Raw genomic sequence first — 26,481 nt, 5'->3', positions numbered from 1 at the left:
AATTTTTATTGTTTGTTATAATTAATTCGAACTGCTAAGGAGCTAGAAAAATGAATTTTATACCAAGCAATATTTTTACATGGCAGAACCTGGCTAACTTGGTTGATATCCTAGTAGTCTGGTATGTTTTATATAAAGTTCTGTCAATGTTACGAGGAACTAAAGCAGTACAGCTTCTCAAAGGAATCGTAATTATTTTTGTTATTAAATTGGTCAGTTGGGCTTTAAATTTACACACTGTATCATTTTTAATGGACCAATTAATCAATTGGGGAATTATTGTTATTGTCATAATTTTCCAACCAGAAATAAGACGTGGTTTGGAACATTTGGGAAGATTGCCGTTATTCAGTTCGACGAGCAATGAAGAAGGTAAGACCAAGAATCATTTGATTGAAAGTCTTGATCAGGCTATTCAGTACATGAGCAAACGCCGGATCGGTGCTTTGATAACTTTGGAAATGAATACTGGGTTGGAAGAGTACGTTGAAACCGGAATTGATTTGGACGCTGAAGTTACTGGGGCTTTATTGATCAATATTTTCATTCCTAACACGCCGTTACATGATGGAGCAGTTATTATCCGAAATAATCGCATTTCCGTAGCTGCTGCCTATTTGCCTCTTTCTGAGAGCAATACGATTCCCAAGGAATTAGGAACGCGTCATAGAGCTGCGGTAGGTATCAGTGAAGTAACTGATGCTATCACGATCGTTGTTTCTGAAGAGACTGGTGGTGTTATGATTACTCGAAACGGTCATATGATGTTGGATCTGACTAGAGAAGATTATCTCAAATATCTTCATGCTCAGTTGAAAGATCCCGATGAAAATGCTAACCGTTCAATCTTAGATTTCTTTAAAATAGGTCGTCGAAAGAAGGAGGACCAAAATGAAAAAGATAATTAACAGTAATTATTTTTATGCATTTATTGCCCTCTGTTGTGCATTGTGGTTGTTTTTCTACGTTAGTTCACCTGGTGTTGGATCGACGAGAGATTCAAATCAATCTAATACTTCGACTGTGACGAAGAAAACAACTATTTCAGTGCCGCTCCAATTACAAGCTGATGTTGATAAGTATTATATAACTGGGTATCCGGAGACCGTTAAAATAACGATTGAGGGCCCTTCAGCTTTGGTTACAGCGACTAAGAATACACAAAATTTTAATTTATATTTGAATTTAAAAGATTTATCTGTTGGACAGCATCGTGTGCAAATCAAGGAGTCTGGTTTGAACAGTGAATTGACTTATAGCATTAAGCCTAAGTACGTTACTGTCAATATTCAGCACCGTGAAACGAAAAAATTTGATGTGGATGTTGACTATAACAAGGATTCCTTAGCTACTGGTTATGAAACTGGAAAGGTGGAAGTCTCTCCAGAAACGGTTACAGTGACTGGTGCAGCAACTGAAATTGAAAAAATTGCTAAGGTAATTGTTAAACCAATTTTGCCAAAAGGAATAAAATCGACATTTGATCAAGAAGTTTTAGTGCAAGCACTCGATAAAAATGGTAAAACTGTAAATGTTACGTTGGATCCTCAAACAGTTCACGTAAAAATTCCTATATCGATTCAAAGTAAACAAGTCAGCATAAATTTGAAACAAAAAGGGACTTCAAGTAGTACCACCTCAAATTTATCGGTCACATCTGATGTCAAGACAATTCGAGTCTATGGAACACAGGATCAAATTGATGCAATTGATAGTTCTATTGACGTGCCAGTTGATGTTAGCGATGTGAATGGCAATACTAAGAAATCAATCAATTTAGCTGATGCTTTAGGAAATAAAGTGGCGTTTACAGATCCAGATACTATTGATGTTTCGATCTCGACGGGTTCGTCTAGTTCGTCAAGCAGCAATAATAGCAGTAATAGTAGTAATACAAGCACTAATACTACTAATAGTAGTACTAGCGATAATACAAGTTCATCGAATGATAATTCGACAGACGATAATAGCGAACAATAATACGCTGGGGGTAAGTTTTTCATGACAAAATATTTTGGAACAGACGGAGTAAGAGGTATTGCAAATAAAGAATTAAGTCCCGAATTAGCATTTAAGCTAGGAAGATTCGGTGGCTATGTTCTGACACAACATTCAGAAAATGATGATGCACGTCCACGTGTTTTAGTTGCTAGAGATACACGTATTTCAGGTCAAATGTTGCAATCAAGTTTGATCTCAGGATTACTTTCAGTAGGTATCGAGGTTTTGGATCTTGATGTAATTACTACTCCTGCTGTAGCATATTTAATCCGTGCCGTTTCAGCTGATGCTGGAATTATGATTTCTGCATCGCATAATCCTGCTGAAGATAACGGAATCAAGTTCTTTGGTTCAGATGGTTATAAATTGCCAGATAAGGTTGAAGATGAAATTGAAGAATTATTAGATGCTAAAGAAGATACTTTGCCAAGACCATCAGCTGAAGGTTTAGGTAGCGTTTCTGATTATCCAGAAGGTGCCCAAAAGTATCTTCAATTCTTAAAACAAACTTTATCCGATGATTTGAGTGGCATGAAGATTGTCTTGGATACTGCAAATGGTTCAACTAGCCGTTTAGCAAGTACATTATTTGCTGATTTAGGCGTAGATTTTGAAATTATGGCATCTCATCCAGATGGAATCAATATCAATAAGAATGTTGGTTCAACTCATCCAGAACAATTGGCACAACGTGTTAAGGAATCAGACGCTGTGGCTGGATTAGCTTTTGATGGTGATGGAGACCGTTGTATTGCTGTAGATGCTGACGGAAATATCGTTGATGGTGACAAGATTATGTTCATTCTTGGTAAATACCTTCACGATGGTGGTCGTCTTAAGAAAGATACAATCGTAACGACTGTTATGAGTAATATCGGTTTGTATAAAGCTATTGAAGCTAACGGGATGAAGTCAGTTCAAACTGCTGTCGGAGATCGTCACGTGGTTGAAGAAATTCGTAAGAACAATTACAACATCGGTGGCGAACAATCAGGTCACGTTGTTTTGTATGAATACATGAATACTGGTGACGGTATGTTGACTGGTATCCACTTGTTGCACGTTATGAAAGAAACTGGCAAGAGCTTAGCAGAATTGGGCGCACCAGTTAAAGTATATCCACAGAAATTAGTTAACGTACCAGTTGCTGATAAGAACTCATGGGATAAACATCAACCAATTCTTGATGCCATCAAAGCAGTCGAAGATGAAATGGACGGCGATGGTCGAGTATTAGTTCGTCCTAGTGGTACACAAGCATTATTGCGTGTTATGTGCGAAGCTTCAACTGAAGAAAAAGTTAACGAATACTGTGATCAAATCGTTGAAGTAGTTAAAAATGAATTAAGCTAAAATATTAGTTTTATGACATTAAAGACTATATAATAAAAATAATAAATAGAGATTGAGGGATTAATACCTCAATCTCTATTTTTTTGGCATACTTTTTTCTTATTGATTTTATAGCGAGTTGATTATATCGGCATATACCATCTATACCGATTCTTTGCGTATGGTATGTACCAACTATACCATTTAAGAAAAATGTTAATATTTTCTTGACAAAAAAACCTAATATTAGTATTCTAGGCATTGTCGCAAGATGATAAAGTTAATTCGAATGAACTATACCATTTAATAATAATAAACTAGACCAATTGAGAAAGGCTTGAAAAACTATGTGTGGAATTGTTGGAGTAATTGGAAATAATAAAACTACTGATATTTTATTGAACGGATTAGAAAAACTAGAATACCGTGGTTATGATTCAGCCGGTATTTATGTCAATAACCAAGCAGGTAAGGATTATTTGGTTAAAGAAGTTGGCAAGATTAGTAAACTTGAAGATGCTGTAACTGATGATGTTGTTGGATCAGTCGGAATTGGTCATACTAGATGGGCAACACATGGTAAGCCAACAGTTGAAAATGCACATCCTCATTTCTCAGAAGATAATCGTTTTTATTTAGTTCACAATGGTGTTCTAACTAACTTTGAAGAATTAAAAGAAAAATATTTACAAGGTGTCGATTTCAAGAGTCAAACTGATACCGAAGTAGCCGTCCAATTAGTTGATCACTTTGCTAAAGAAGGACTTGATGGTGAAGCTGCTTTTAGAAAGGCTCTAGGTTTGATTCAAGGTTCTTATGCATTTGCCATGATTGATAAGGAACAACCTGACAGGATCTTTGTTGCTAAGAATAAGAGTCCATTGTTGATTGGTTTAGGTGATGGTTTCAATGTAATTTGTTCAGATGCAATGGCCATGTTAGACCAAACTCATGAATTCGTTGAAATTCATGATGGCGAAGTAGTAATTTTGGAAAAAGGTAGCGTTAATATTTCTAAGATTGACGGTACACCAGTTCACAGAGATTCATATACAGTCAACTTAGATGCTAGTGATATTTCTAAGGGAACTTACGAACACTACATGCTAAAAGAAATCGATGAACAACCAAATGTAATGAGAAAAATTTCTCAAAACTATATCAAGTCTGATGGTACTTTGAATGTTGAACAAGATTTGCTAGATGAATTGAAAAAAGCTGATCGTTTGTATATTGTTGCTGCTGGTACTAGTTATCATGCTGGTTTAGTTGGTAAAAATATCTTTGAAAAGATTGCCGATATTCCAGTTGATGTTGAATTAGGTAGTGAGTTTGGTTATCATATGCCAAAACTTTCTAAGCATCCATTCTTCATCTTCTTGTCACAAAGTGGTGAAACTGCTGACAGTCGTCAAGTTCTTGTTAAAGTAAATAAAATGAACTTACCAAGTTTAACTATGACGAATGTTCCTAACTCAACTCTTTCAAGAGAAGCAACCTTTACAATGGAACTTCTAGCAGGTCCTGAAATCGCCGTAGCTTCAACTAAAGCTTATACAGCCCAAATTGCTGTTGAATCAGTTTTGGCTAAAGCTTTGGGTGATGCAAAGAACTTAGACGTAGCTAAAGATTTCAATTTGAAGAAACAACTTGCTCTAGCTGCCAACGGTATTCAACAAATTGTTGATGAAAAAGCAACTATCAAGAAATTGACAGCCGACTACTTAACAGACCAAACAGATGCTTTCTATATCGGCCGTGGAATCGATTATGCTTTATCACTTGAAGCAGCCTTAAAACTAAAAGAAATCTCTTACATCCACGCTGAGGGCTTTGCTGCTGGAGAATTAAAGCATGGTACGATCGCATTGATTGAAAAGAATACACCGGTATTTGCTTATATTAATGATGGTGTTGGTGCCAGTCATACTCGTGGTAATATTCAAGAAGTTGAAGCTCGTGGTGCTCATGTATTAGTAATTGCTAGTCAAAAATATGCTGAAAAGGGCGATCAAATCATTATTCCAGAAATCGATGAATTGATTTCACCAATTATCAGCGTGGTACCAGCTCAACTAATTGCTTACTATGCAAGTTTGGCACGTGGAAATGATGTTGATAAACCTCGTAATCTTGCAAAAAGCGTGACAGTAGAGTAGCCTATTTAGACATAGTGGATATATAATAGTCTCGTAATTGAGGCTATTTTTTTTACTATAAAATATATAGATTGGTGGTTTTATGAGGAATAAAAAATTAAATCTGTTTTCAACAGTTATGTTTGGTCTGAGTGCTATTATTGGCTCCGGTTGGATGTTCGGTTCTAGTCAAGCAGCTCAAATAGCTGGTCCAGCTGCAATATTGGCTTGGATTATTGGAGCAGTTTTAGTAGCAATGATTGCGATGGTCTATGTTGAGATTGGGACAATGTTTCCTGAAGAAGGTGCAATGAGTCGGTTTACGATGTACACTCACGGATCGCTTCTAGGACACATTTTCTCATGGGCTAATTGGCTATCGCTCTTAGCAATTTTACCGATTGAAGCTGTAGCATCAACTCAATACATGAGTACTTGGCCTTGGGAATGGGCGCAATGGACTCATGGCTTTATGAAAGATGGACAATTAACGCCACAAGGATTAATGATGGCGGCTGTGATGATTTTGATATTTACATTCATTAATTATTGGTCAGTAGCAATCATGGCCAAATTCAATAATTTCATCTCGGTTTTGAAGTTAGTTGTACCTATTATTACAATGATCGTTTTAGTTTCCGCTCATTTTGATTTTGGTAATTTGGGAAGCAACTTTCAAGAGTTCATGCCTAACGGTTCTTCTTCAATTTTCGTAGCAATTGGAAGTGCCGGGATTATATACTCTTATGTAGCATTTCAAACTGTTATCAATTTGAGTAATGATATTAGTAAGCCTTCAGTTAATATTAGACGGGGAATTATTATTTCATTATTAGTTAGCGCCTTGATTTATATTGCGTTACAGATCGTCTTTATTGGTGCTTTACCACATTCAGTTATTAATGCTGGTTGGGCTAAAATCAATTTCAATTCTCCATTTGCTGATTTGGCTATTTTGTTAAATATTTATTGGCTATCGACTTTGGTTTACTTTACGGCCTTTATCTCACCAGTTGGTAGTGGGATTGCCTTTGCTTCTTCAGCAAGTAAGTCATTATCATCAATGCCTAAGAATAAACACTTGCCAATGTTTTTGAGCAATGCAAATAATAAGTATCATTCACCTAGAGTAGCCTTGATGATCAATATGTTAGTTAGTTTTATTTTGATTTTACTATTTAAAAATTGGTCACTCTTATCAAGAGTGGTTGCTGCTTCAACTTTGATTTCACTTTTATCAGGTCCAGTTGTAGCAGGTAGCTTACGGAAGATGGGTCCTAATTTGAAGCGTCCAACGAAGATTAAAGGGATGCATATTTTAGCACCAATTGTTTTTGACTTGATTAGTTTGGCAATTTATTGGGCAATGTTTCCAACAACCGTGGAAGTTATTGTTATAATTATTATTGGTTTGCCAATTTACTTTTTCTACGATGCACGTCGTGGGTTTAGGGAATTTAAGCAAAAATTATATGCTAGTTTGTGGTTGATCGTACATTTATTTGGATTAGCAATGATTTCATGGTTAGGTAGTTCTGCCTTCGGAGGCATTAATTTAGTTCACTATCCATTTGATTTTGTTGTGATTTTGATTTTCTCTACATTCATGTACTTTTGGGCAATTCATTCTTTGTATTATTCAGGATATTTTGATGATGCCAAGGAGATCAATGCAACAGTTAAAATGGAAGATGAATAATGAAAAAGATCAAGCAATATGAGAAGTGGTTTTATGGAATAGCAATTGTGATTTTGCTAGGGCTGTTTTACAGTTCTTCCATGACTTATAAACAACAGACATCGGTGCCTTTTTTAGAAAGATATCTTCAAAATAAACCTTTTGAACATAGTTTGTCTCAAATTGGTTTCAATTATGGTGGCAAGTATCAATCAGTCGCTAATGATGGCTATTTTAAGTTTGTTGAATTCTTTATTCGTAAAGGAGCACATTTCAGTATTTATTTATTATTGGGAGTTTTCCTAGCTTTAGCTTTAATCACATATTTTAGGAGAAATTATTTTTTGATGATTTTTATACCTTGGATGACAACAACCGGGCTAGCAGCTTTTGATGAATTTCATCAAGGATTGACTGGTGGACGAACACCATTGGTAGAAGATGTGATTTTAGACAGTGCAGGAGCCTTTACTGGTATTGTTATATTAGTGATTTGTCTGTATTTGTTTAGCTTCAAAAATAAAAAAATATGATTCAAATTTATAAAAAAATAATTACGAAAGGCGACCATTTAGGTCGCCTTTTTTGGTATACGATTAATTATCGATTTTATATAAAAGAAAACCTGCCAAAGGCATAAAAATAGAAATTAAATTTAGAAGTTGTATTATATTAAGTGAGATGTTTAGACAGGTTTATGATTTTTATTTCATCCCAGCAAGGACGGTTTATTAATATGACGAGTAAAAAATTAACAATTGATAAAAAAGAATTATTAATTGCCGCAGGTGCAGCAATGACTTTAGGATTGGGGACGAGTGTAGGTCATTCGGTCATTGTTCATGCGGATACGACTGCTAATAATACTAGTTCGGTTGCTGTACCTTCTAAAACAACTACCGATTCAGTACCATCAACATCAAATGAAACACCTACTACTCCTGATGCGGCTTCTAATACTGCATCTACTGCAGCATCGTCAACATCAACACAGACGAAGACTGCTCCTGATACAACAAGTGATGGTACTAAAACAACTTCAAGTAATACTTCTGATAATACGATGACTACCTCAAAAGGGGATTCTGACTCGACAACTAATACTGTAACTCAGGCAGCTGATAATGCTGATACCGATAGTACTAGTGAAGTAAAAACAACGGCAAGTCCTGCTCAACCAGTAGCTACGAATTTGACCACAACAACGACAACTGGCACTGAGACACCAGTAGCTGCCGCATCAGCTACGACACCAGCCGATACAACTACAACTGATGATACAGCAGCAACTAAAGATACAACTGATACACAAGCAACTACACTGACACCTGTGGATACAAACGCCAATACGATTTCTTCAGATGGTGACTATACTGATGCTAATAAATTTAATTGGAGCACAGATAATGATGGCAATGCTACTTTAACGGGAACTAATTCCAATTTAACAGCTGATGATACAGATATTAATATTCCCCCTAAAATCACTATTACTAATAAAGATACTAATTCCAGCACTGATTATAATGTCACTGCGATTGGGAATGCAGCTTTCTTCAGCAATCAAAATATCACTAGTGTTCAAATCAATAATGGTGTAACGGATATTGGCGATGATGCTTTTGCCTATACTAAGGTTACTAATCTTGATTTATCTAATAACAAAACTTTGCAAAATATTGGCAAACAAGCTTTTTCCAGTGATCAAATTAAACAAGTCCAATTGCCTGATTCAGTTGAGAACATCGGCGATTCAGCCTTTTCTTACAATAACGCCGTGACTTCAATCACTTTGCCTGCCAACTTACAAACAATCGGTTATCAAACCTTTGCTGGTAATACTAATTTAGCAAGTGTAGATTTTTCAAAGGCTACTAATTTGCAAAATATCGGCGAAGAAGCTTTTGCAACAGATGCTAAATTAACTTCAATTGATTTGAGTCAAAATAACCAATTAACAAATATCAGTAAAGGTGCCTTTATTTATGACAATGGCTTAACGTCGGTAACTTTACCAGATAGTTTGGAAACAATTGGTGATCAAGCTTTCTTAGCTGATACTAGTTTGACCTCAATGAAATTTGGCCCTAATTTGAAATCAATTGGTTACCAAGCCTTTACTTATAATGACAATTTAGGTAGTCTAGATTTTTCAAATGCTAATGCTTTAACGACAATCGGCACTGGTGCTTTTGAATATTCTAATTTACAAGGTACGATAACTTTGCCCGCTAATTTACAGTCAGTTGGTGAATATGCTTTTGCCGGTAACAATATTTCTAATTTAGTACTCAATAATAATTTACAGACGATCAGCGATGGAGCCTTCTCAACCAATAAATTGACTGGTACTTTGACAATTCCTGATTCAGTACAAAGCATTGGTGATTCTGCCTTCAGTAACAATCAATTAACTGGTATTTCATCTAATGCTTCCAATTTTCAAGTGGGTACGAACGCTTTTAGCAACAACCGAATTACAACAGTTCTTTTACCAAATATTTCATTGGATAACGTCAATTTAGATGGTATCGTTGATCAATTGGCAGCTATCTTTACCGATTCTGCTCACAATAAGATTTCTGATTACTTCAATATCGATATCGGTGGAGTAACTGAAAACGATTTGACGATTTCTAATTTAAGTAATGGCGTAACTTACAGTAATGGTGTCTTCGATATTCCAACTGGTACTAATAGTTTTACTTTCGATTGGGCATTGCCAAATACAACTAAATATAGTGGTACTTATGATGTTGTTTTGAATAATCCGGTTATCAAAGCAATTGACTCTAAGGTTGCGGCTGGAACAAGCTGGCAAGCAAGCGATAATTTTATTAGTGCAGAAAAAGACGATGGTTCAACGATTCCCTTTAGTGATATAAGTTATGAAGTTACGGCACCAGATGGAACAAAAGGGCAAAGTATTGATACGACTAAAGTTGGAACTTATCAAGTCGTTTACTCATATGGTAATGAGTCGAGCACTATCACAGTTCAAGTCTATAAACGTTCCGGTACGTATAATATAACTGGTAATCAAGAAGTAACTTACAATGGTCAAAATCAAAATATCGATCTTAATGATTACACAGTTGACTTGTCAGATGGCTCAACCTATACGCTTCAAAATGGAGATTTGGTATTTTCTGAGACAAGTGATGCAAAAAATGCTGGAACTTACCAAGTGATTTTGTCACAACAAGGAATTAATAATATTAATGGATTAGCTCAAAGTTCCTATATTGACTGGTCTGCAGGTCAAAGTGGTAGCTTAATAATTGATAAAGCACCAATTACGATAACAGTTGATAATGCAACCAAAGTAGCTGGAAGCAAAGATCCCGCATATAATGTTGAACTTTCTATGCCTAATATAGTCGATGGTGATGATCCGGTTTATACACTAGTTAGAGATCCTGGAGAAACTGCCGGAACATATAAAATCAATGCCGTTGTCGATGAAAGTCAAAATCCTAATTATTCAATTACTGTAGTTCCTGGTACTTTAACAATTACTGCTGACAAACAAAGTTTAGTTGGTAGCAATTATACGATGTACGTTGGAGGTCCAACACCAACTGCCAGTGATTTTCAAGCTTCAGCAACAGATGTTAACGGTAATCCTTTGGATGTTAATGTCGATTTGAGCAAAGCTAAATTGGATGAAGTCGGAAGTTATGATGTTGTATTGAGTACATCTGATGGACAACAAAAAACAGTTCAATTAACTGTAGAAGCTGATCCTACTACAGGTGGTACCGTTGATCCAACAGATCCAACAGATCCAACAGATCCAACAGATCCAACAGATCCAACAGATCCAACAGATCCAACAGATCCAACAGACCCAACAGACCCAACAGACCCAACGGATCCAACAGACCCAACGGATCCAACAGATCCAACAGATCCAACAGACCCAACAGACCCAACAGACCCAACAGATCCAACAAATCCAGTAGATCCCCCAGTCGTATCGCCAGTTGAACCAACAGTTCCCGATGAAAAAGATCCAAATAATAATGAGACTGGTAGTAATTCAGATAATAATCTAAATACTAATACGAATAATAATGATACTGATGGTAGTTCTAACAATAGTACAAATAACGATTCTAACGGTACTTTAAATAATAATGTCAGTGATTCAAACAGTTCAACAAGCAATAACCAAAAGAATCCTTCGGGAACAACTGTCAATAATAGTTCACATCCTGAAGTCATTATGGAAGGTAACGTCTACTATGTCCCTGGAGTTAAAGGACAATCTAATGGTGTTTTAGTAGCTCCAACTAATTTGCATAAAAATGGTTATGATCCTACTAATCAAGGCAGTGTCCAAACATTCCCACAAACAGGTAATGATAGTGGTACTTTGATGAAAATTCTTGGTGCGACAATTGCTGTTTTGACGCTAGGTGTAATCGATATCAGAAAAGTTCGTCACTAGATAAATAAAAACTACTTTTTTGATGGTTATTTGACCTGCAAATATTGAAATAACAGAGTTGTTTTGATAAAATAATATGCGGTTTACAATAATCATGAAAGAAGGAAACAGAAATGTCAGGACATTCAAAATGGCATAACATCCAAGGTAGAAAAAGTGCCCAAGATGCAAAGCGTGGTAAAATCTTCCAAAAGCTGTCTCGTGAGTTATTTATGGCAGCTAAGGCGGGTGGCTCCGATCCTAACGATAATGCTGCCCTTCGTTTAATAGTAGATAAAGCTCGTGCAGCCAATATGCCAAAGGACAACATCAAACGTGCCTTAGACAAGGCTGATGGCGGTAGTGAAGATCATTATGATGAAGTTACATACGAAGGCTATGCTCCAGGTGGAGTTGCGGTTTTAGTAGAAGCTTTGACAGATAACAAGAACAGAACTGCTTCTGCCGTACGTGTTGCATTTACCCGTAACGGAGGTAGCATGGGTTCAAGTGGTTCAGTTTCATATATGTTTGACCGTAAAGGTTACATTGTTTTGGACCGTACAAAGAACTCACAAGATGAAGATACAGTATTAATGGATATCATGGATCTTGGTGCAGACGATTTGCAAACATCTGATGACGCTTTTGAAATCTATACAGAAGCAAAAGAATTTGCTGCAGTTCGTGATGGTTTAATTGAAAAGGGATATGATCTTGCCGATGCAGAATTGACAATGATTCCTCAAAATACAACACCAGTTCCTGAAGAAAAGAAGGAACAATTCCAACACATGATCGACCAACTTGAAGACGATGATGATGTTTCAGAAGTTTACACTGCTGCTGCAGATGAAGACGACGAATAATTTTTTAAATTAAGACCGTAAACAATTAAGTTTACGGTCTTTTTTTGCGTAGTTTTTTTTGTAAAGGAGGTAATTAATATGTCAATCATTACTATGGTCAAAAATTTGTTAACTGAGGCTTGTACGAATAAAATTTCAGATATTTATTTCCTACCTAGAGAAGATCACTATCATATTGAAGCGCGTAATGCACTTCAATCGTATACAGTGGCGGATTTAACAGCTGAAGAAACCACTATGATCATGAATTATCTTAAATTTAACTCTGGTTTAGATATTTCAGAAAGACGTCGGGCGCAAAAAGGTTCGTTTAATTTCATGTATCAAAATAGACAAATCTTTATCCGCGTATCAGCGGTGGGAGATTTCAAAAATCGAGAATCAATGGTTATTCGTTTGATTTATCCTCAAGAATTGATCTCACCAGTATCAGAAGAAATAGTTGAAAATTTATTACCAATTGCTAAGCAAAAAGGAATGATGTTATTTGCCGGTCCTATGGGTTCAGGGAAAACGTCGTTGATGTATTCATTAACACGTCATCTCAGTCGTGAAAAGAGGGTCATGTGTATTGAAGACCCCATCGAAATCGTAGAAGACAGTTTTTTGCAATTGCAAGTCAATGAAGAAGCAGGGATGACTTATGAAGAATTGATCAAAACAACTTTACGTCATCGACCAGGCATTTTAATTATTGGAGAAATCAGAGATGCCAAAACTGCTCAACAAGCTATTCGAGCTGCTATTTGTGGTTACACGGTCATGTCGACGATTCATGGCAAATCCAAATATTCAGTGATTCAGCGACTGCAACAATTCGGTGTTAGTGACGAAGAAATCGTTAATGCTGTCAATTTGATTTCTTATCAAAGATTGATTCCGACTTATGATGATTTAGAAATCTTTTTGGATACTTTGAATACAGAAGAAATTAAAGAATATTTGGAGAATAATCTTAAAGATGATCGCTGGGGACAAGGAATAAGAAAAATTTATCAAGCAGGTCGAATAGATGAAGATGTTTATCAAGAATTTGTTAACGGATAAGAAGATAAACTCTAAACAACAAGCAGAATTTTTATTGACCATCAGCAAGCTTTTGGAAAACGGATTTTCACTAAGTCAATCAATTAATTGTTTGCGCTTACTCGAAAATAAGCATGACGTTTTTGAAAAAATTCACCAGGATCTACAAAACGGAGCAATGATTTCACAAGCGTTACGTCATCTGAAATTACCCGACGTAATTTTTAATCAAATTGTTATTGCTCAGAATCACGGTAAAATTGATCAAACGCTAATGCAAACAGGAATTTTACTAAAGAGCCAAGCCCAACAAAAGAATAAATTAAGGGAACTGCTAGTTTATCCGAGTTTTATTTTGGCGTTTTTATTAACAATGTTAATAGGAATGAAGCTTTATATCGTGCCACAATTAGCTATTACTGATAGTGGAAAATCGATTGACCTGTTTTTAGGAACTATCTTGATTAGTTTGATTTTGTTAGCAAGCGGAGTAATTTGGCTGATTATTGCTTTGCGTCGAAAAGATGAATATCACCGTTCGCTATTACTTGTGAAATTACCCTTAGTTGGTAAAATTTATTTACATTTTTTCCAATTTTTAATTTTACAGGGACTGGGAATGCAATTAGCCAGTGGTATGAATTTTTTTATAATTTGTGAATCTAGCAATCGCTTTCAAAAAGGCTCAATACAACGCTATTTAGGTAACAAATTTATTCAAGAATTACAGCAGGGAAAAAGTTTGATCCAGATGATTAAAGAAGAACCACTATTACCGAACCAATTGCAAGTCATTATTCAAGCAGGAGAAAGTGGACCACAGTTGGCACAAGATTTGTTATTGATTTCGGAACTAAAATTTGAAGAGACTAAGCAAGAATTGAAAAAACTTTTAAATTTAGTTCAGCCGATATTATTTGGCATTATTGCAATCGTAATCGTCGTAACGTATTTGATTGTTTTGATGCCGATATATGGAATGATGAAGGGGATGTCATGATGAAAAAAATTAGAAAAGGTTTTACTTTGATTGAAATGGTCGTTGTTTTGTTTATTATTTCTTTGTTGATGTTAATTATGGTGCCAAACATTGTAGCTCAAAAAGATCATGCAAATGCTAAATCAGAAGAAGCTTTTAAAACAACTTTGACTACTCAAGCAGAATTATATTTAGAGAATCATCCAAATAGTGAAACAGTTTCAGCGGCTGATTTACAAAAAGAAAATTATATAACTACAGCTCAAGCAAAAAGAGCTCAAAAAATAAAAGATCTCAATCTCAATGACTTAGTGGAAAAAGATCAGACCGATGCCAGTTAGAAGAGCTTTCACGTTATTGGAAACTATTGTGAGTTTAGCTATTTTTTGCAGTTTAACTACTTTTTCACTTTATAATCTTAGAGACTATCAAGCTAGAGTTGAAGAACGTCAGTATTTGCAATGGTTTAAGGACTCTTTTAAGAGCACTTTTAATTATTGTTATTTGCATAATACTGGAGGGCGGATGGTTTTTGATAAAGGGAGAATTATTTTTCATACTTCAAAGGACGATAAAACTAAAAGTCAAAGTAAGAAAATACCCAAAACTTTAAAGATAACTTCAGGTACGCGGGCCAATTACACAATCAATAACGGTGGTGAAGCTACAGCAGCAACAATTACGGTCGAATCCAATCTGAGTCATAAAAAGATTTTTTATAAAATTCAAATGAATTGGGGTGAAATTATTGAAACAGAATCATGAAGGTTTTGTTTTGGCGGAATCGTTAGTGGCATTGTCGGTTTCAGTTTTGATAATTTTTACCCTGACATATTGCGTCAATGAAGAGTTCAAAGTGATTAATCATTGGGAAGAAAGAGTCAATGCACATAAAATCGTTTTATTGAATTTACAAAGTCACATTGTCCCCAATCCTTTGATCATCAAAGATAAAAAATATTTTTTTGAAACCAATAATAACGAATACCAGGTAACGGTCAATAAGAATGTTTATCAAATCAAACCGAATACGTAGAGGATTTACTTTATATGAGACAATCATCGCTTTAATGGTCACAATCTTGACTTTAGGGGTCTTGCAACAAAGCCTACAAATTTTAAAAATCATTCAACAGACAGATTTTCAGGAACAAGTTAGATGGCATATTACTCAAGAAAAGATGCAAAAGGTTTTGCAAAATAGTAAAATTATTAATTTAAAAAATCAACGAATAGTCTATTCATCAAACGATGAACAAAGTAAGCGAGTTATTGAGAAATACTGGGCAGGAGATAAATTAATGTTGCACGCAACGACGGTATCGAGCGGAGGACATGAGCCAATTATGACGAATTTGAGAAAAATTAATATTGAAAAAAATGGAAATTTAGTTATTATTACAACAGAGAATAAAGCTCAGCAAAAATCGATGATGTGTTTAGTTTATAATGATTAATTGGTTGCAAAAAAATCAAAAACATAGCGCAACTGTCCTGTTAAATAGTATATTAGTATTAATGGTCGCAATTATGGTGATTGGTTACAGCAGCTCTTATTTAGCTGAAGAAATCAACGATTACCAGAAATTGGACGAAATGTACAAGCAACAAATTAACAAGAATTTTAATAAAAGTAATAAAATAGACTATCGTGAATTTAGGAATCCTTGAATAAAATCGATTCCAACGTTAAAATTTTATTATGAAGCAAAGAGGTTAACTATGTCAGAAAAAGATATGCAATCATATTTTGATAAGCTAAACAAAGCCAATTCTTTATTGAAGGAGTCTTTGAAAGTAAATAATATTGATACGCTTGCCGAGAATTTAACTAATATTTCCGATGGCAAAGTTTATGTTGAAAATTCAGTTCCTGATCAAGAAACAGTTGCTAAGTTAGAGGAAATTTATCAAGAATTAAAACAACTAAACTTAACGCCATTACAATTAAAGCAAGCTATCACGGTTGCTATAATCAAAGCTCAAAAAGATGATAAGGCAGAAGTCAATAAATTAATGACTCCAGATGCCATTGGCCTGATTGCGAGCCTTATTGCTTATGAGGTACTAAATGTTCAAAATAAGAAAACGGTGAACATAGTTGATCCGACGGTCGGAACAGGTAACTTATTGATTGAAGTTATCGAACAATTGAATATGACTGATAAATTTCATATCAACGCTGCAGCTTTGGACAATGACGACACACTTGTTGCCTTGGCCAAATCATTTAGTGAAGTAATGAATCTTAATTTGGATGCCTATCATCAAGACAGTGTGGCAGATTGGGATATTACAGATATTGATATGGCGGTAGCGGATTTACCAGTTGGCTATTATCCAATTGATGAAAATGCCAGAAACTTCCAGACTAGTGCTGAATCGGGCCATTCTTATGCTCACCATCTGTTGATTGAACAAACAATGAATAATTTGAATGATGGTGGACTGGGTATCTTTATCGTCCCATCACAAATTTTCCAAACTGATCAAGCTAAGAAATTATCTGAATGGATGGTTTCAAGCGTTTATTTGCAGGCTGTCTTAGACTTACCTGCTAATTTGTTTGCTTCTAAAGAAGCACAAAAAGCAGTGGTCGTTTTGCAAAAGCATGGTAATAATGCCAAACAAGTGGAAAATGTTTTGATGGGTACAATTCCAGACACTAATAATCCCAAGTTGTTTGAAGGATTTAAAGACCAGTTACAAGACTGGGCTAAAAATTTTAAAGGTTAGGTGAGATTAAATGTCTAAAATCATGGCCGTTAATTCTGGTAGCTCTACACTGAAGTGGAAACTATACACAGTACCTGATGAAAAAGTTGTTGCAAAAGGAATGGTTGATCGTCTAGGCCTTTCTGATTCTGTTTTTGAAGTTGAATTTGGTGGTAAAAAGATTAGTGAAATGGGTGATATCCCTGATCACACAACTGCCGTCAATAAAATGCTCGATAAATTGATCGACTTAAAAATCATTGATGATTATTCTGAAATTACTGGTGTCGGTCATCGAGTAGTTGCTGGTGGCAGTATCTTTAAAGATTCTGCAGTTGTAACTCCAAGAGTAGTTCAACAAATCAAGAACTTATCAGAGTTTGCTCCATTGCATAATCCTGGACAAGCTGCTGGTATTGAGGCTTTTGAAAGAATATTGCCGGATGTACCACAAGTAGCTGTTTTTGATACTTCATTCCATCAAACAATGGATCCAGTTAATTACTTGTATAGTATTCCTTACGAATATTATGAAAAATATGGTGTTCGTAAATTTGGAGCTCACGGTACTAGCCATAGATATGTCTCACAAGCTGCAGCTGATTATTTGCATGTACCTTTGAATGACTTGAAGATTATTTCTTGTCACTTGGGTAGTGGTTCATCAATTGATGCAATCGAAGACGGCAAGTCAGTCGATACTTCAATGGGCTTTACACCACTAGCTGGTATCACAATGAGTACACGTTCTGGGGATATTGATCCTTCACTTGTTGCTTATTTGATGCAAAAATTAAAGATTACTGACCCTAGTGAAATGGTTAAAATTTTGAATACTAAGTCAGGTTTATTAGGTATTTCTGGCGTTTCACCAGATATGCGTGATTTATTGGCTACTAGAGCGGAAAATGACCGTTCTGATTTAGCAATCAAGATTTTCATCAATCGCATCGTCAAATATATTGGTTCGTACATTGCTATGCTCAAAGGTACTGATGTAATTATCTTTACCGCTGGTGTTGGTGCAGGTAATGCCGAAATCAGAGCCGATATTGCCAATAGTTTTAATTATATGGGTGTAAAAATTGATAAAAAGCGTAACGAAAATGGAACTGGAACACGTTTGATCAGTACTGATGATTCAACGGTTAAAGTTTTAGTCGTTCCCACAGATGAGGAACTAATGATTGTTCGTGACGTGATTCGTCTAACTAAATATAGTGATTAATATTCAAGGAATCAAAACTAATTTAACTAGTTTTGATTCCTTTTTTTATTCCAAAAATTAGAAGAAAAATGATACAAAATTCAAAATGTAAGCCTTTACTTTCCTAAGAAAACTGCTATATTTGAGTTGTATAGATGAACAGTAAGATTTGAATGGAGGTCAGTTATTATGACAAGAAAAGCCTACATGATTGGTACTGGTATTGGTAATTTAGCCGCTGGTATCTATTTGATTCGTGATGGCGGATTCAATGGTGATCAAATCACTATGATGGGACTTGAAGACCACGGTGCTAATGATGGTGCCGCTGTAAAAGACTATGAAAATGAATATGGTAACCAAGCACTTTCTAATAACAAAGGATTCCTAGCAAAAGGCGGAAGAATGCTTAACGAAGAAACTTTCGAAAATCTTTGGGACGTTTTGCGTTCAGTACCGTCACTAGATCATCCTGGACAAACTGTTACCGATGATATTTTGAATTTTGACCATGCCCATCCAACACATGATGTGGGACGTTTGATTGATCACAATGGACCACGTGTAAATCCTGGCAAAGATAATTACAAACATATGCAATTTGATAATAAAGATCGTTACTTATTGTCGAAATTGATGTTGATGCCTGAAAAAGACGAAGAAAAACTTAACAACATTAGTATTGCTGAATGGTTTGCAAGCAGTCCTCATTTCTTTACAACTAATTTCTGGTACATGTGGCAAACAACATTTGCTTTCAAGCGTGCTAGTTCAGCGGTTGAATTGCGTCGCTACATGAATCGTATGATTCTAGAATTCAGTCGTATCAATACTTTGGAAGGTGTTACGAGAAGTCCTTATAATCAATTTGAAAGTATTATTTTGCCAATGCGCAAGTATTTGGAAGACCGTGGCGTAACCTTTATCAATAATCGTAAAGTTACTGACCTCGAATTCAAAGATACGCCTTTGCAAGACGATATTGTTGTAACTGGCTTGAAGTATGAAGAAGTCGACAATGACAACAAAGAAGGTCATATTGATATTGCTGAAAATGATTTAGTCTTTGATACTAATGGTTCAATCACTGATAGTTCAGCAATTGGTGACTTCAATACGCCATTCAAAGAGAACATGGATTATGCACCTAGTGCCATGCTTTGGAAGAAGGCTGCCGAGAAATTCTATTCACTAGGTAATCCTGATAAATTCTTTGGTGATCGTTCACAAAGTGAGTGGGTAAGTTTCACAGTCACAACTAACAACCACTTCTTAGTCAACGAAATTTCACGTATTACTCAACAAGAACCAGGAAATGCTTTGAATACTTGGATTGAGAGTACACCACTATTGTCAATCGTTGTTCACCACCAACCACATTTCAAGGCACAAAAGCCTAACGAATCAACATTCTGGGGTTACTTCATGTATCCAAGAAGAAATGGTGATTACGTTCAAAAGCCTGTTATGGAAATGACTGGTAAAGAAATGCTTGAAGAATTGCTCGGTAATTTAGCCGCAACTGATCCAAGCAAGGACAATATTAAGAACCATACTCAAGAAATTATGGACAGTATTGTCAACGTTATCCCAGTTCACTTGCCATATGCTTCAGCAATGTTTAATCAAAGAGCTGTCGGGGATCGTCCTGATGTAGTGCCAAAGCACAGTAGAAACTTAGCCTTTATCAGTCAATTCTGTGAACAACCATTTGATATGGTCTTTACAGAACAATATTCATTCCGTGCTGCACAACGTGCTGTTTACACATTGTTAAATATCCCATTGTCAGAAATGACACCAATGCACCATTACGAGAAAGATCCAAAAGTAATGGCCCGTGCTACTAAGACAATGTTTAGATAGAGAGAGGGTGGAACAAACCGGAGAGAATTGGCTTGTGTAACCCATTTAGATAGAGAGCGTGAAGAGGTCCGACGTTCATAACTATTTAAAAACAAAATATTTCACAAAGTAGGTTGAAAATCACTTCAATCTACTTTTTTGTGAATTAAAAAAGACCCATAATACGGACTTTGTGAAGAAATATTCACAATAAAAATTATAATTTTAAAGATGTGAAATTCATTGACTAACAAACAATTGCTTGATACGTGTTGATATATCAACGTGGATACGTTTACATTGTATTTTTCGATTAAAATGCTTGAACAAAAAAAACACAGTGATATGATAAAACGTGAATTAGTTAACAAATATAGTTTTTATTCTTGGAGGTAATCAGATGTTGAAAGGTTCCAAAGATACAAATACTGCTGCAAAACCCGACAAAAAAGAAGAAGTAAAACCAGTTATTGATGAAATGGTTGCTAAAGCTCAAAAGGCTTTGAAAATCATGGATAGTTTTACTCAAGAACAAGTTGATCACATTGTTCACCAAATGGCGATTGCTGGTTTGAATGCTAGTTTTAAATTAGCTAAATTGGCTTACGAAGAAACAGGTCGTGGCTTGGTTGAAGACAAAGTAATTAAGAACATGTATTCAACCGAAGAAATTTGGCACTCAATCAAACGTGATAAGACCGTTGGTATTATTGAAAATGATAAAGAACATCGTTTGATCAAAGTTGCTGAACCACTTGGTGTTTTGGCCGGTGTTACTCCAGTTACTAACCCAACTTCTACAGCAATGTTCAAATCATTGATTGCCTTGAAGACACGTAACCCAATTATTTTTGGATTCCATCCTCAAGCTCAAAAATGTTCAGTCGCTGCTGCCAAAGTTATGTTGAAGGCTGCTGTTGATGCAGGTGCTCCTAAAGATGTTATCCAATGGATTGAAAAACCAAGTATTGAAGCTACTTCATATTTGATGAACAACGACGGAGTTGCCTCAGTTCTTGCTACTGGTGGTCCTGGAATGGTCAAAGCTGCTTACTCAACTGGTAAACCTGCTTTGGGTGTTGGTCCTGGTAATGGTCCTGCTTACATTGAAAAGACTGCTAACATCAAACGTGCTGTTAACGATATTATGATTTCTAAGACTTTTGATAATGGTATGGTTTGTGCCGCTGAAAATAGTGCCATTATTGATGCTGATATTTACGACGAAGTTAAGTCATTGTTTGAAAAGAACAAGGTCTTCTTCATCAAGAAAGCTGACTACAAGAAGTTAGCTGACGCTATGTTTAGACCAGAAGGTGGAGTTAAAGGTCCTATCGCCGGTCAATCTGCTTTGAACATTGCTAAACTTGCTGGTATCAAGGTTCCTGCTGATACTAAAGCTTTAGGTGTTGAATTAAGCAAGGTTGGACCAGACGAACCACTTTCAGCTGAAAAACTTTCACCAGTACTATCAGTCTTTAAAGTTGCTGGTCACAAAGAAGGATTTGAAAAAGCTGACGAGTTGCTACACTTTGGTGGTTTAGGTCACACAGTTGGTATCCACACAATGGATGAAGATTTGGCTACTGAATTTGGTATCAAGATGAAAGCTAGTCGTGTACTAGTTAATACTCCTGCTGCTATCGGTGGTATTGGTAATCTTTATAACGAAATGATTCCATCACTTACACTTGGTACTGGTTCATGGGGTAAGAATTCTATTTCTCACAACGTATCTTCATTTGATTTGCTTAATATTAAGACAATCGCTAAACGGAGAAATAACATGCAATGGATTAAACAACCAAGAGTTTACTATGAAAAGACTTCAGTTCGTTACTTAGAGGATCTTGAAGGAATGAAGAGAGCCTTCATCGTTTGTGATCCTGTCATGGTTCAATTAGGATTCGTTGACACGATTACTGATGAATTGAAACGTAGCAAGGTCAATGTTGAATATTCAATGTTCTCAGACGTTGACAATATTGTAACTACTGATGTTGTTAAACGTGGTGTTACACAAATGAACCTCTTCAAACCAGATACAATCATTGCCTTAGGTGGCGGCACAACTATGGAAACTGCCAAAGACATGTGGTTATTCTACGAACATCCAGATGTTGACTTGTTCGGTGCAAAACAAGGCTTCATCGATATTAGAAAACGTACTTACAAGTTCCCTAAGCCAGAAAAAGCACAATTTGTTGCTATTCCTACAACATTTGGCGGAGGAGACCAAGTTACACCATTTAGTTCAATCATCGATACTAAGACCGGTACTAAGTACCCAATCGCTGATTATGCATTGACACCTGATGTTGCTATCATTGATTCACAATTTGTTGAAACAATGCCAAAAGACATCATGGCTGAATCTGGTATGGATGTTTTGACTAACGCGGTTGAATCATACGTTGCTAATATGGCTTCAGATTACACAAGACCATATGCACTACAAGCTATTAAATTAGTCTTTGATAACTTAGAGAAGGCTGTTGCAGGTGACAAGGATGCTCAAGCAGAAATGCACAATGCATCAACTCTAGCTGGATTATCATATGGTAATGCCTTTGCTGGCGTGGCACACTCAATCACTGATGTCTTGACTAACGTTTATGGTATCAGACATGGATTAGCTTCAATCATCGCTTTGCCACAAGTTATCAACTATAACTTCGAGCAACCAACTAAGATGACAATGTGGCCTGCATATGAAAGCTTCAGAGCTGATTCAGATTATGCTGCTATGGCTAGTTATGTTGGTTTAACTGGTAAAGATGAACGTGCTTTGAAGGATGCCTTAGTGAAGAAGATTGTTGATCTTGCTCATGCTGTTGGTATTAAGTTAAGCTTGAAGGACAACTTTATCGATAAGAAAGACTTTGATAGTAAGTTGGACGACTTAGCTGAAGCAACCTTTGGCGATCAATTCTCATTCACTAACCCTAAGGAACCATTGATTTCAGAATTGAAACAAATTCTTGAAGATGTTTATGTCGGAAAAGGAATCGAAAAATAAACTTCATTTAATAAAAATGATGTAGTTCAGAGTAAAATCTGAGTTACATCATTTTTTTTATGATTTTTTATTCGATTTTGGCTATATTAATTCTCAGTTTTTTCAGTCTATAATAATACAACCGATATTTATTTTTTTGTTAATTACTAATGAATACTATTAAATCAGTGTTTGTAGGGATGAAAACAATGAAAATTAATTGATTTTTTTTATATCGGTAATCGAGTTGTCAATGCTACAATTTCGATGAATTTAAAGAACGGATGGGGATTATGATTTCTTTAAAGAATAATAAAATTAAACTGGGTATTAATAAAGAACAGTGGAGTTGGATCATGTATGACTGGGCCAATTCTGCTTATGGAATTATTGTCACGACGGCAGTTTTGCCAGTCTACTTCAAATCAGTTGCAACAGGTTCTGGGATTTCCAATGCTAGCTCGACAGCATATTGGGGATATGCTAACAGTTTTAGTACGTTGTTAGTCTCATTATTGGCACCGTTTTTAGGAGCATTGGCAGATTATCCTAATTTTAAAAAACGACTATTGGGCATGTTTTGTTGGTTAGGAATTGTGATGACAGTTGGTTTAGCATTTGTACCAGCAAGTCAGTGGCAGATGTTATTGACGATTTATATTTTTTCGGCGATTGGCTATTCAGTCAGTAATTTATTTTACGATAGCTTTTTGACTGACGTAGCTGATGATCTGCAGATGAATAAAATATCGACGTATGGTTATGCATTTGGATATTTAGGCGGCGTTTTAGCCTTTGTTTTATTCTTAATATTGCAGTTGACGAGTGGCTTTGGGATGTTAGATGGAACTGGCATAGCTAAAATGAGTTTTATTATTGCGGCTAGTTGGTGGCTGATTTTTTACTTGCCACTTCAAAGAAATGTAACTCAAAAATATTCAGTAACGTCAACCAAATCACCAGTTTCGGGAAGTTTTAAACGAGTGTTTGAAACTATTAAGCATATTCGCCAGTATAAGAAGGTTGCTTGGTTCTTAGTAGCTTATTTCTTCTATATTGATGGTGTTGATACGATTTTTACAATGGCGACGGCAATTGGTTTAGATATTGGGATTAAGACGACAGAATTGATGATTGTTATGCTAGTCGTACAATTGATTGCTGTACCATTTTCAATCATGTTTGGTTGGTTAGCAGATAAAACCTCAACGCGTAAAGGAATTTTATTAGGAATTGGAGTTTACTTGTTGATCTGTTTGTATGCCTTACGTTTGAAAACTAGTTTTGACTTCTGGGTACTGGCAATTTTAGTTGGAACTAGTCAAGGGGGATTACAAGCTTTGAGTAGATCTTACTTTGGACAAATAATTCCTAAGGAATCAGGTAGTGAATTTTATGGGTTCTTGAATATTTTGGGTAAATTTTCAGCAGTTATGGGACCATTTATTGTAGCAATCGTAACGCAAATGACTGGTAAATCGACTATCGGTGCTGCTTCCTTGAGTGTCTTATTCTTAATAGGATTAGTAATATTTGCTATGTTGCCAAAAATTTCAAAAGAATAATAAAAAGGAAATCCAAAAAATTGGATTTCCTTTTTATTATTTCCAGCGCTCGATTAGTTGAGCTGTTTCTTTAGTATTGTTAGTAAAGACGCTGTCCAATTTGAGTGTATTTAAAGCATCGTAGTTGTCATTGTAAGTATTTAAAATCCAGCCATTAGTTTTGAAACCATTCTTATGTGATAGTTTAACTAATTTCGGTGTCCATTGATCTAACTTCATCGAAATAAATTTGATATAACGAGGAGCATTTTCAATCTGTTCTTTATATTGACGTTCAGTAGCAGAACTTAATAGCCAAAGAGTAGGAACATTTTTTAAAGAGTGATGTAATTCTTTGAGTCCCGGTAAGCTTTCATCTTGGAAAATCACATTCTTGGTCATTTTGTATTTCTTGAGTTCTTTGACGAGAGCTTTTTCGGTATCAGTATTGTCGCCGGCATTTTTCTTAGTTTCAATTATATAGTGAACATTTTTGCCATAACGTTTGAAAACATCTTTTAGTTGATGAATTTTTTCACCATTATGCAATTTAACTTGGCTGATTTTATTGGCATTTGAAGTTGAAATCGTGACATTCTTGCCAGTCGACTGTTTGAGATTGTCGTCGTGAGAGACAAACAATTTGCCATCTTCACTCAACCAGACATCTTGTTCAATATATTGAGTACCATCTTTGATGGCTCGATTGTATCCTTTGAAGGAATGATCAGGATAATTGTAAGGACTGCCGCGGTGAGAAAAAATCAAGGGTGTATCGGGTGAGGCATGATTGATACTCTGCGTGACTGAAGTTAAATTCTTAGCTTTCGGAGCCGCCGCTGCTTGGACGTTTAATGGCATACTCAAAGCTATTAACAAAGTGAATAAAATAATGGTTAGTTTCTTTTTCATAATATCCCCCAAATAATATATTCATATCATAGTTTAATCATAAAAAAAGTGCCACCGCAATAAATACGATGACACGATTATTTAACAGTTATGAAAAGGACGGATTTTCTTAGGTTCAGATAGTTTTAAAGTGGCCCGCTTCGTCTTTTCTCGTTCGATTTTTAATTGATTTTTCAATTGACGGTTCTTCCAGAAACCACGAATGCAAATAGTAGCAGGAATTGCCATCCAAGCTACGGTTGCGGGAATTATCCATGGATTTTTACTAATAATTTCTAATTCCTTTTCATTGCGTTTTTGCATTTCTTGGTAAAATTCTTCTGATGTTGGCATAAGTATCATCCTTTTTTACTTAAATCATACTCCGAATAGAAAACGCTGTCATTATAATCGGTTGATTTGTTACAATGTTTATTGGAATTTAACTTCCAGAAGTAATTTTGATACCAATGATACTAATTAGTAATAAGGCTACGAAGACCCAAGTTAATGGAGATAATTTATCACCAAAGATTATTACTCCAGCAATGATGGAACCAACGGCTCCAATTCCGGTCCAAATAGGATAGGCCAAACTCATTGGCATTTTCTTAATAGCAATTGATAAGAAAATCATACTCAAAGCTAAGCCGATAATTGTGTAAATAGTAAAACTGATTTTAGTAAAACCGTGACTTAATTTCATAGTAGTTGCCCAGACAACTTCAAAAAGTCCGGCGATAATTAAATAGATCCAATGCATAATATTTCCTCCAAAAAAAATAAGTATCCCTAATAATTCCTTCTTTGGCCTAACGGAATTATT

23 protein-coding genes are annotated in these 26,481 nt (G+C 35.6%); 20 read left to right on the top strand and 3 right to left on the bottom strand.

The genetic code is table 11. The features are described from left to right. Positions 1-50 precede the first annotated feature (50 nt). The 20 genes from cdaA to FFM65_RS07515 all read left to right on the top strand — a co-directional run bounded on the left by cdaA (position 51) and on the right by FFM65_RS07515 (position 24,785). Positions 51-908 (top strand): diadenylate cyclase CdaA, encoded by an 858-nt coding sequence (cdaA, locus tag FFM65_RS07605; RefSeq protein ID WP_059074749.1) that lies wholly within the window; start codon positions 51-53, stop codon positions 906-908. Continuing rightward, on the top strand, positions 892-1,980 hold the full coding sequence (locus FFM65_RS07600) for a CdaR family protein (RefSeq protein WP_119318216.1): 1,089 nt from the start codon (positions 892-894) through the stop codon (positions 1,978-1,980). The genes cdaA and FFM65_RS07600 overlap by 17 nt, the downstream gene beginning before the upstream one ends. A gap of 21 nt (positions 1,981-2,001) precedes the next feature. Further along, positions 2,002-3,354, top strand: coding sequence for a phosphoglucosamine mutase (gene glmM, locus FFM65_RS07595; protein ID WP_059074747.1), 1,353 nt, complete (start codon positions 2,002-2,004; stop codon positions 3,352-3,354). A 326-nt stretch (positions 3,355-3,680) separates the two neighbouring features. Beyond that, a complete protein-coding gene (gene glmS / locus FFM65_RS07590; protein WP_119318217.1) occupies positions 3,681-5,492 on the top strand; it encodes a glutamine--fructose-6-phosphate transaminase (isomerizing) in 1,812 nt (603 codons plus the stop codon). 82 nt (positions 5,493-5,574) lie between these two features. Then, positions 5,575-7,170, top strand: a complete 1,596-nt coding sequence (locus FFM65_RS07585) for an APC family permease (protein ID WP_119318218.1) — start codon at positions 5,575-5,577, stop codon at positions 7,168-7,170. Further along, positions 7,170-7,682 carry a VanZ family protein gene (locus FFM65_RS07580; protein ID WP_119318219.1) on the top strand — a complete coding sequence of 171 codons (513 nt, stop codon included), beginning with the start codon at positions 7,170-7,172 and terminating at the stop codon, positions 7,680-7,682. The genes FFM65_RS07585 and FFM65_RS07580 overlap by 1 nt, the downstream gene beginning before the upstream one ends. A 203-nt stretch (positions 7,683-7,885) precedes the next feature. After that, entirely contained in the window at positions 7,886-11,602 is a 3,717-nt protein-coding gene (locus tag FFM65_RS07575) for a leucine-rich repeat protein (protein ID WP_162897952.1), read from the top strand. A gap of 113 nt (positions 11,603-11,715) precedes the next feature. After that, a complete protein-coding gene (locus FFM65_RS07570; protein ID WP_119318221.1) occupies positions 11,716-12,450 on the top strand; it encodes a YebC/PmpR family DNA-binding transcriptional regulator in 735 nt (244 codons plus the stop codon). 78 nt (positions 12,451-12,528) lie between these two features. Then, on the top strand, positions 12,529-13,497 hold the full coding sequence (comGA, locus tag FFM65_RS07565; protein ID WP_119318222.1) for a competence type IV pilus ATPase ComGA: 969 nt from the start codon (positions 12,529-12,531) through the stop codon (positions 13,495-13,497). Next, on the top strand, positions 13,463-14,476 hold the full coding sequence (locus tag FFM65_RS07560; RefSeq protein ID WP_119318223.1) for a type II secretion system F family protein: 1,014 nt from the start codon (positions 13,463-13,465) through the stop codon (positions 14,474-14,476). The genes comGA and FFM65_RS07560 overlap by 35 nt, the downstream gene beginning before the upstream one ends. Further along, the gene (comGC, locus tag FFM65_RS07555) at positions 14,473-14,796 is read left to right on the top strand and encodes a competence type IV pilus major pilin ComGC (RefSeq protein ID WP_255311494.1); all 324 of its coding nucleotides are present in this window, start codon (positions 14,473-14,475) and stop codon (positions 14,794-14,796) included. Before FFM65_RS07560 ends, comGC begins: the two co-directional genes overlap by 4 nt. After that, entirely contained in the window at positions 14,786-15,220 is a 435-nt protein-coding gene (locus FFM65_RS07550; RefSeq protein WP_119318225.1) for a type II secretion system protein, read from the top strand. Before comGC ends, FFM65_RS07550 begins: the two co-directional genes overlap by 11 nt. After that, entirely contained in the window at positions 15,204-15,491 is a 288-nt protein-coding gene (locus FFM65_RS07545) for a hypothetical protein (RefSeq protein WP_119318226.1), read from the top strand. Before FFM65_RS07550 ends, FFM65_RS07545 begins: the two co-directional genes overlap by 17 nt. Before the next feature lie 34 nt (positions 15,492-15,525). Then, positions 15,526-15,912, top strand: a complete 387-nt coding sequence (locus FFM65_RS07540; RefSeq protein ID WP_162897953.1) for a ComGF family competence protein — start codon at positions 15,526-15,528, stop codon at positions 15,910-15,912. A 61-nt stretch (positions 15,913-15,973) separates the two neighbouring features. Next, positions 15,974-16,126, top strand: a complete 153-nt coding sequence (locus tag FFM65_RS12185) for a hypothetical protein (RefSeq protein ID WP_161936659.1) — start codon at positions 15,974-15,976, stop codon at positions 16,124-16,126. A gap of 51 nt (positions 16,127-16,177) precedes the next feature. Continuing rightward, entirely contained in the window at positions 16,178-17,191 is a 1,014-nt protein-coding gene (locus FFM65_RS07535; protein ID WP_119318228.1) for a class I SAM-dependent methyltransferase, read from the top strand. A 10-nt stretch (positions 17,192-17,201) separates the two neighbouring features. After that, on the top strand, positions 17,202-18,398 hold the full coding sequence (locus tag FFM65_RS07530; RefSeq protein WP_119318229.1) for an acetate/propionate family kinase: 1,197 nt from the start codon (positions 17,202-17,204) through the stop codon (positions 18,396-18,398). Between the two features lie 168 nt (positions 18,399-18,566). After that, positions 18,567-20,243, top strand: a complete 1,677-nt coding sequence (locus FFM65_RS07525) for an oleate hydratase (RefSeq protein ID WP_059074731.1) — start codon at positions 18,567-18,569, stop codon at positions 20,241-20,243. 379 nt (positions 20,244-20,622) lie between these two features. Next, a complete protein-coding gene (gene adhE, locus FFM65_RS07520; protein WP_119318230.1) occupies positions 20,623-23,241 on the top strand; it encodes a bifunctional acetaldehyde-CoA/alcohol dehydrogenase in 2,619 nt (872 codons plus the stop codon). A gap of 302 nt (positions 23,242-23,543) precedes the next feature. Further along, on the top strand, positions 23,544-24,785 hold the full coding sequence (locus FFM65_RS07515) for an MFS transporter (protein WP_119318393.1): 1,242 nt from the start codon (positions 23,544-23,546) through the stop codon (positions 24,783-24,785). A gap of 36 nt (positions 24,786-24,821) precedes the next feature. Here FFM65_RS07515 and FFM65_RS07510 read toward each other — a convergent pair whose 3' ends face one another. The 3 genes from FFM65_RS07510 to FFM65_RS07500 all read right to left on the bottom strand — a co-directional run bounded on the left by FFM65_RS07510 (position 24,822) and on the right by FFM65_RS07500 (position 26,418). Then, on the bottom strand, positions 24,822-25,676 hold the full coding sequence (locus tag FFM65_RS07510) for a glycerophosphodiester phosphodiesterase (protein ID WP_119318231.1): 855 nt from the start codon (positions 25,674-25,676) through the stop codon (positions 24,822-24,824). A gap of 81 nt (positions 25,677-25,757) precedes the next feature. Beyond that, entirely contained in the window at positions 25,758-26,009 is a 252-nt protein-coding gene (locus FFM65_RS07505; RefSeq protein WP_119318232.1) for a transposase, read from the bottom strand. 88 nt (positions 26,010-26,097) lie between these two features. Next, positions 26,098-26,418, bottom strand: a complete 321-nt coding sequence (locus FFM65_RS07500; RefSeq protein ID WP_119318233.1) for a DMT family transporter — start codon at positions 26,416-26,418, stop codon at positions 26,098-26,100. Positions 26,419-26,481: the final 63 nt, after the last annotated feature.

The organism is Companilactobacillus formosensis, from assembly GCF_005405305.1.
GTDB classification, from domain to species: Bacteria; Bacillota; Bacilli; order Lactobacillales; family Lactobacillaceae; genus Companilactobacillus; species Companilactobacillus formosensis.
This window is presented reverse-complemented; position numbering and strand designations above follow the sequence as displayed.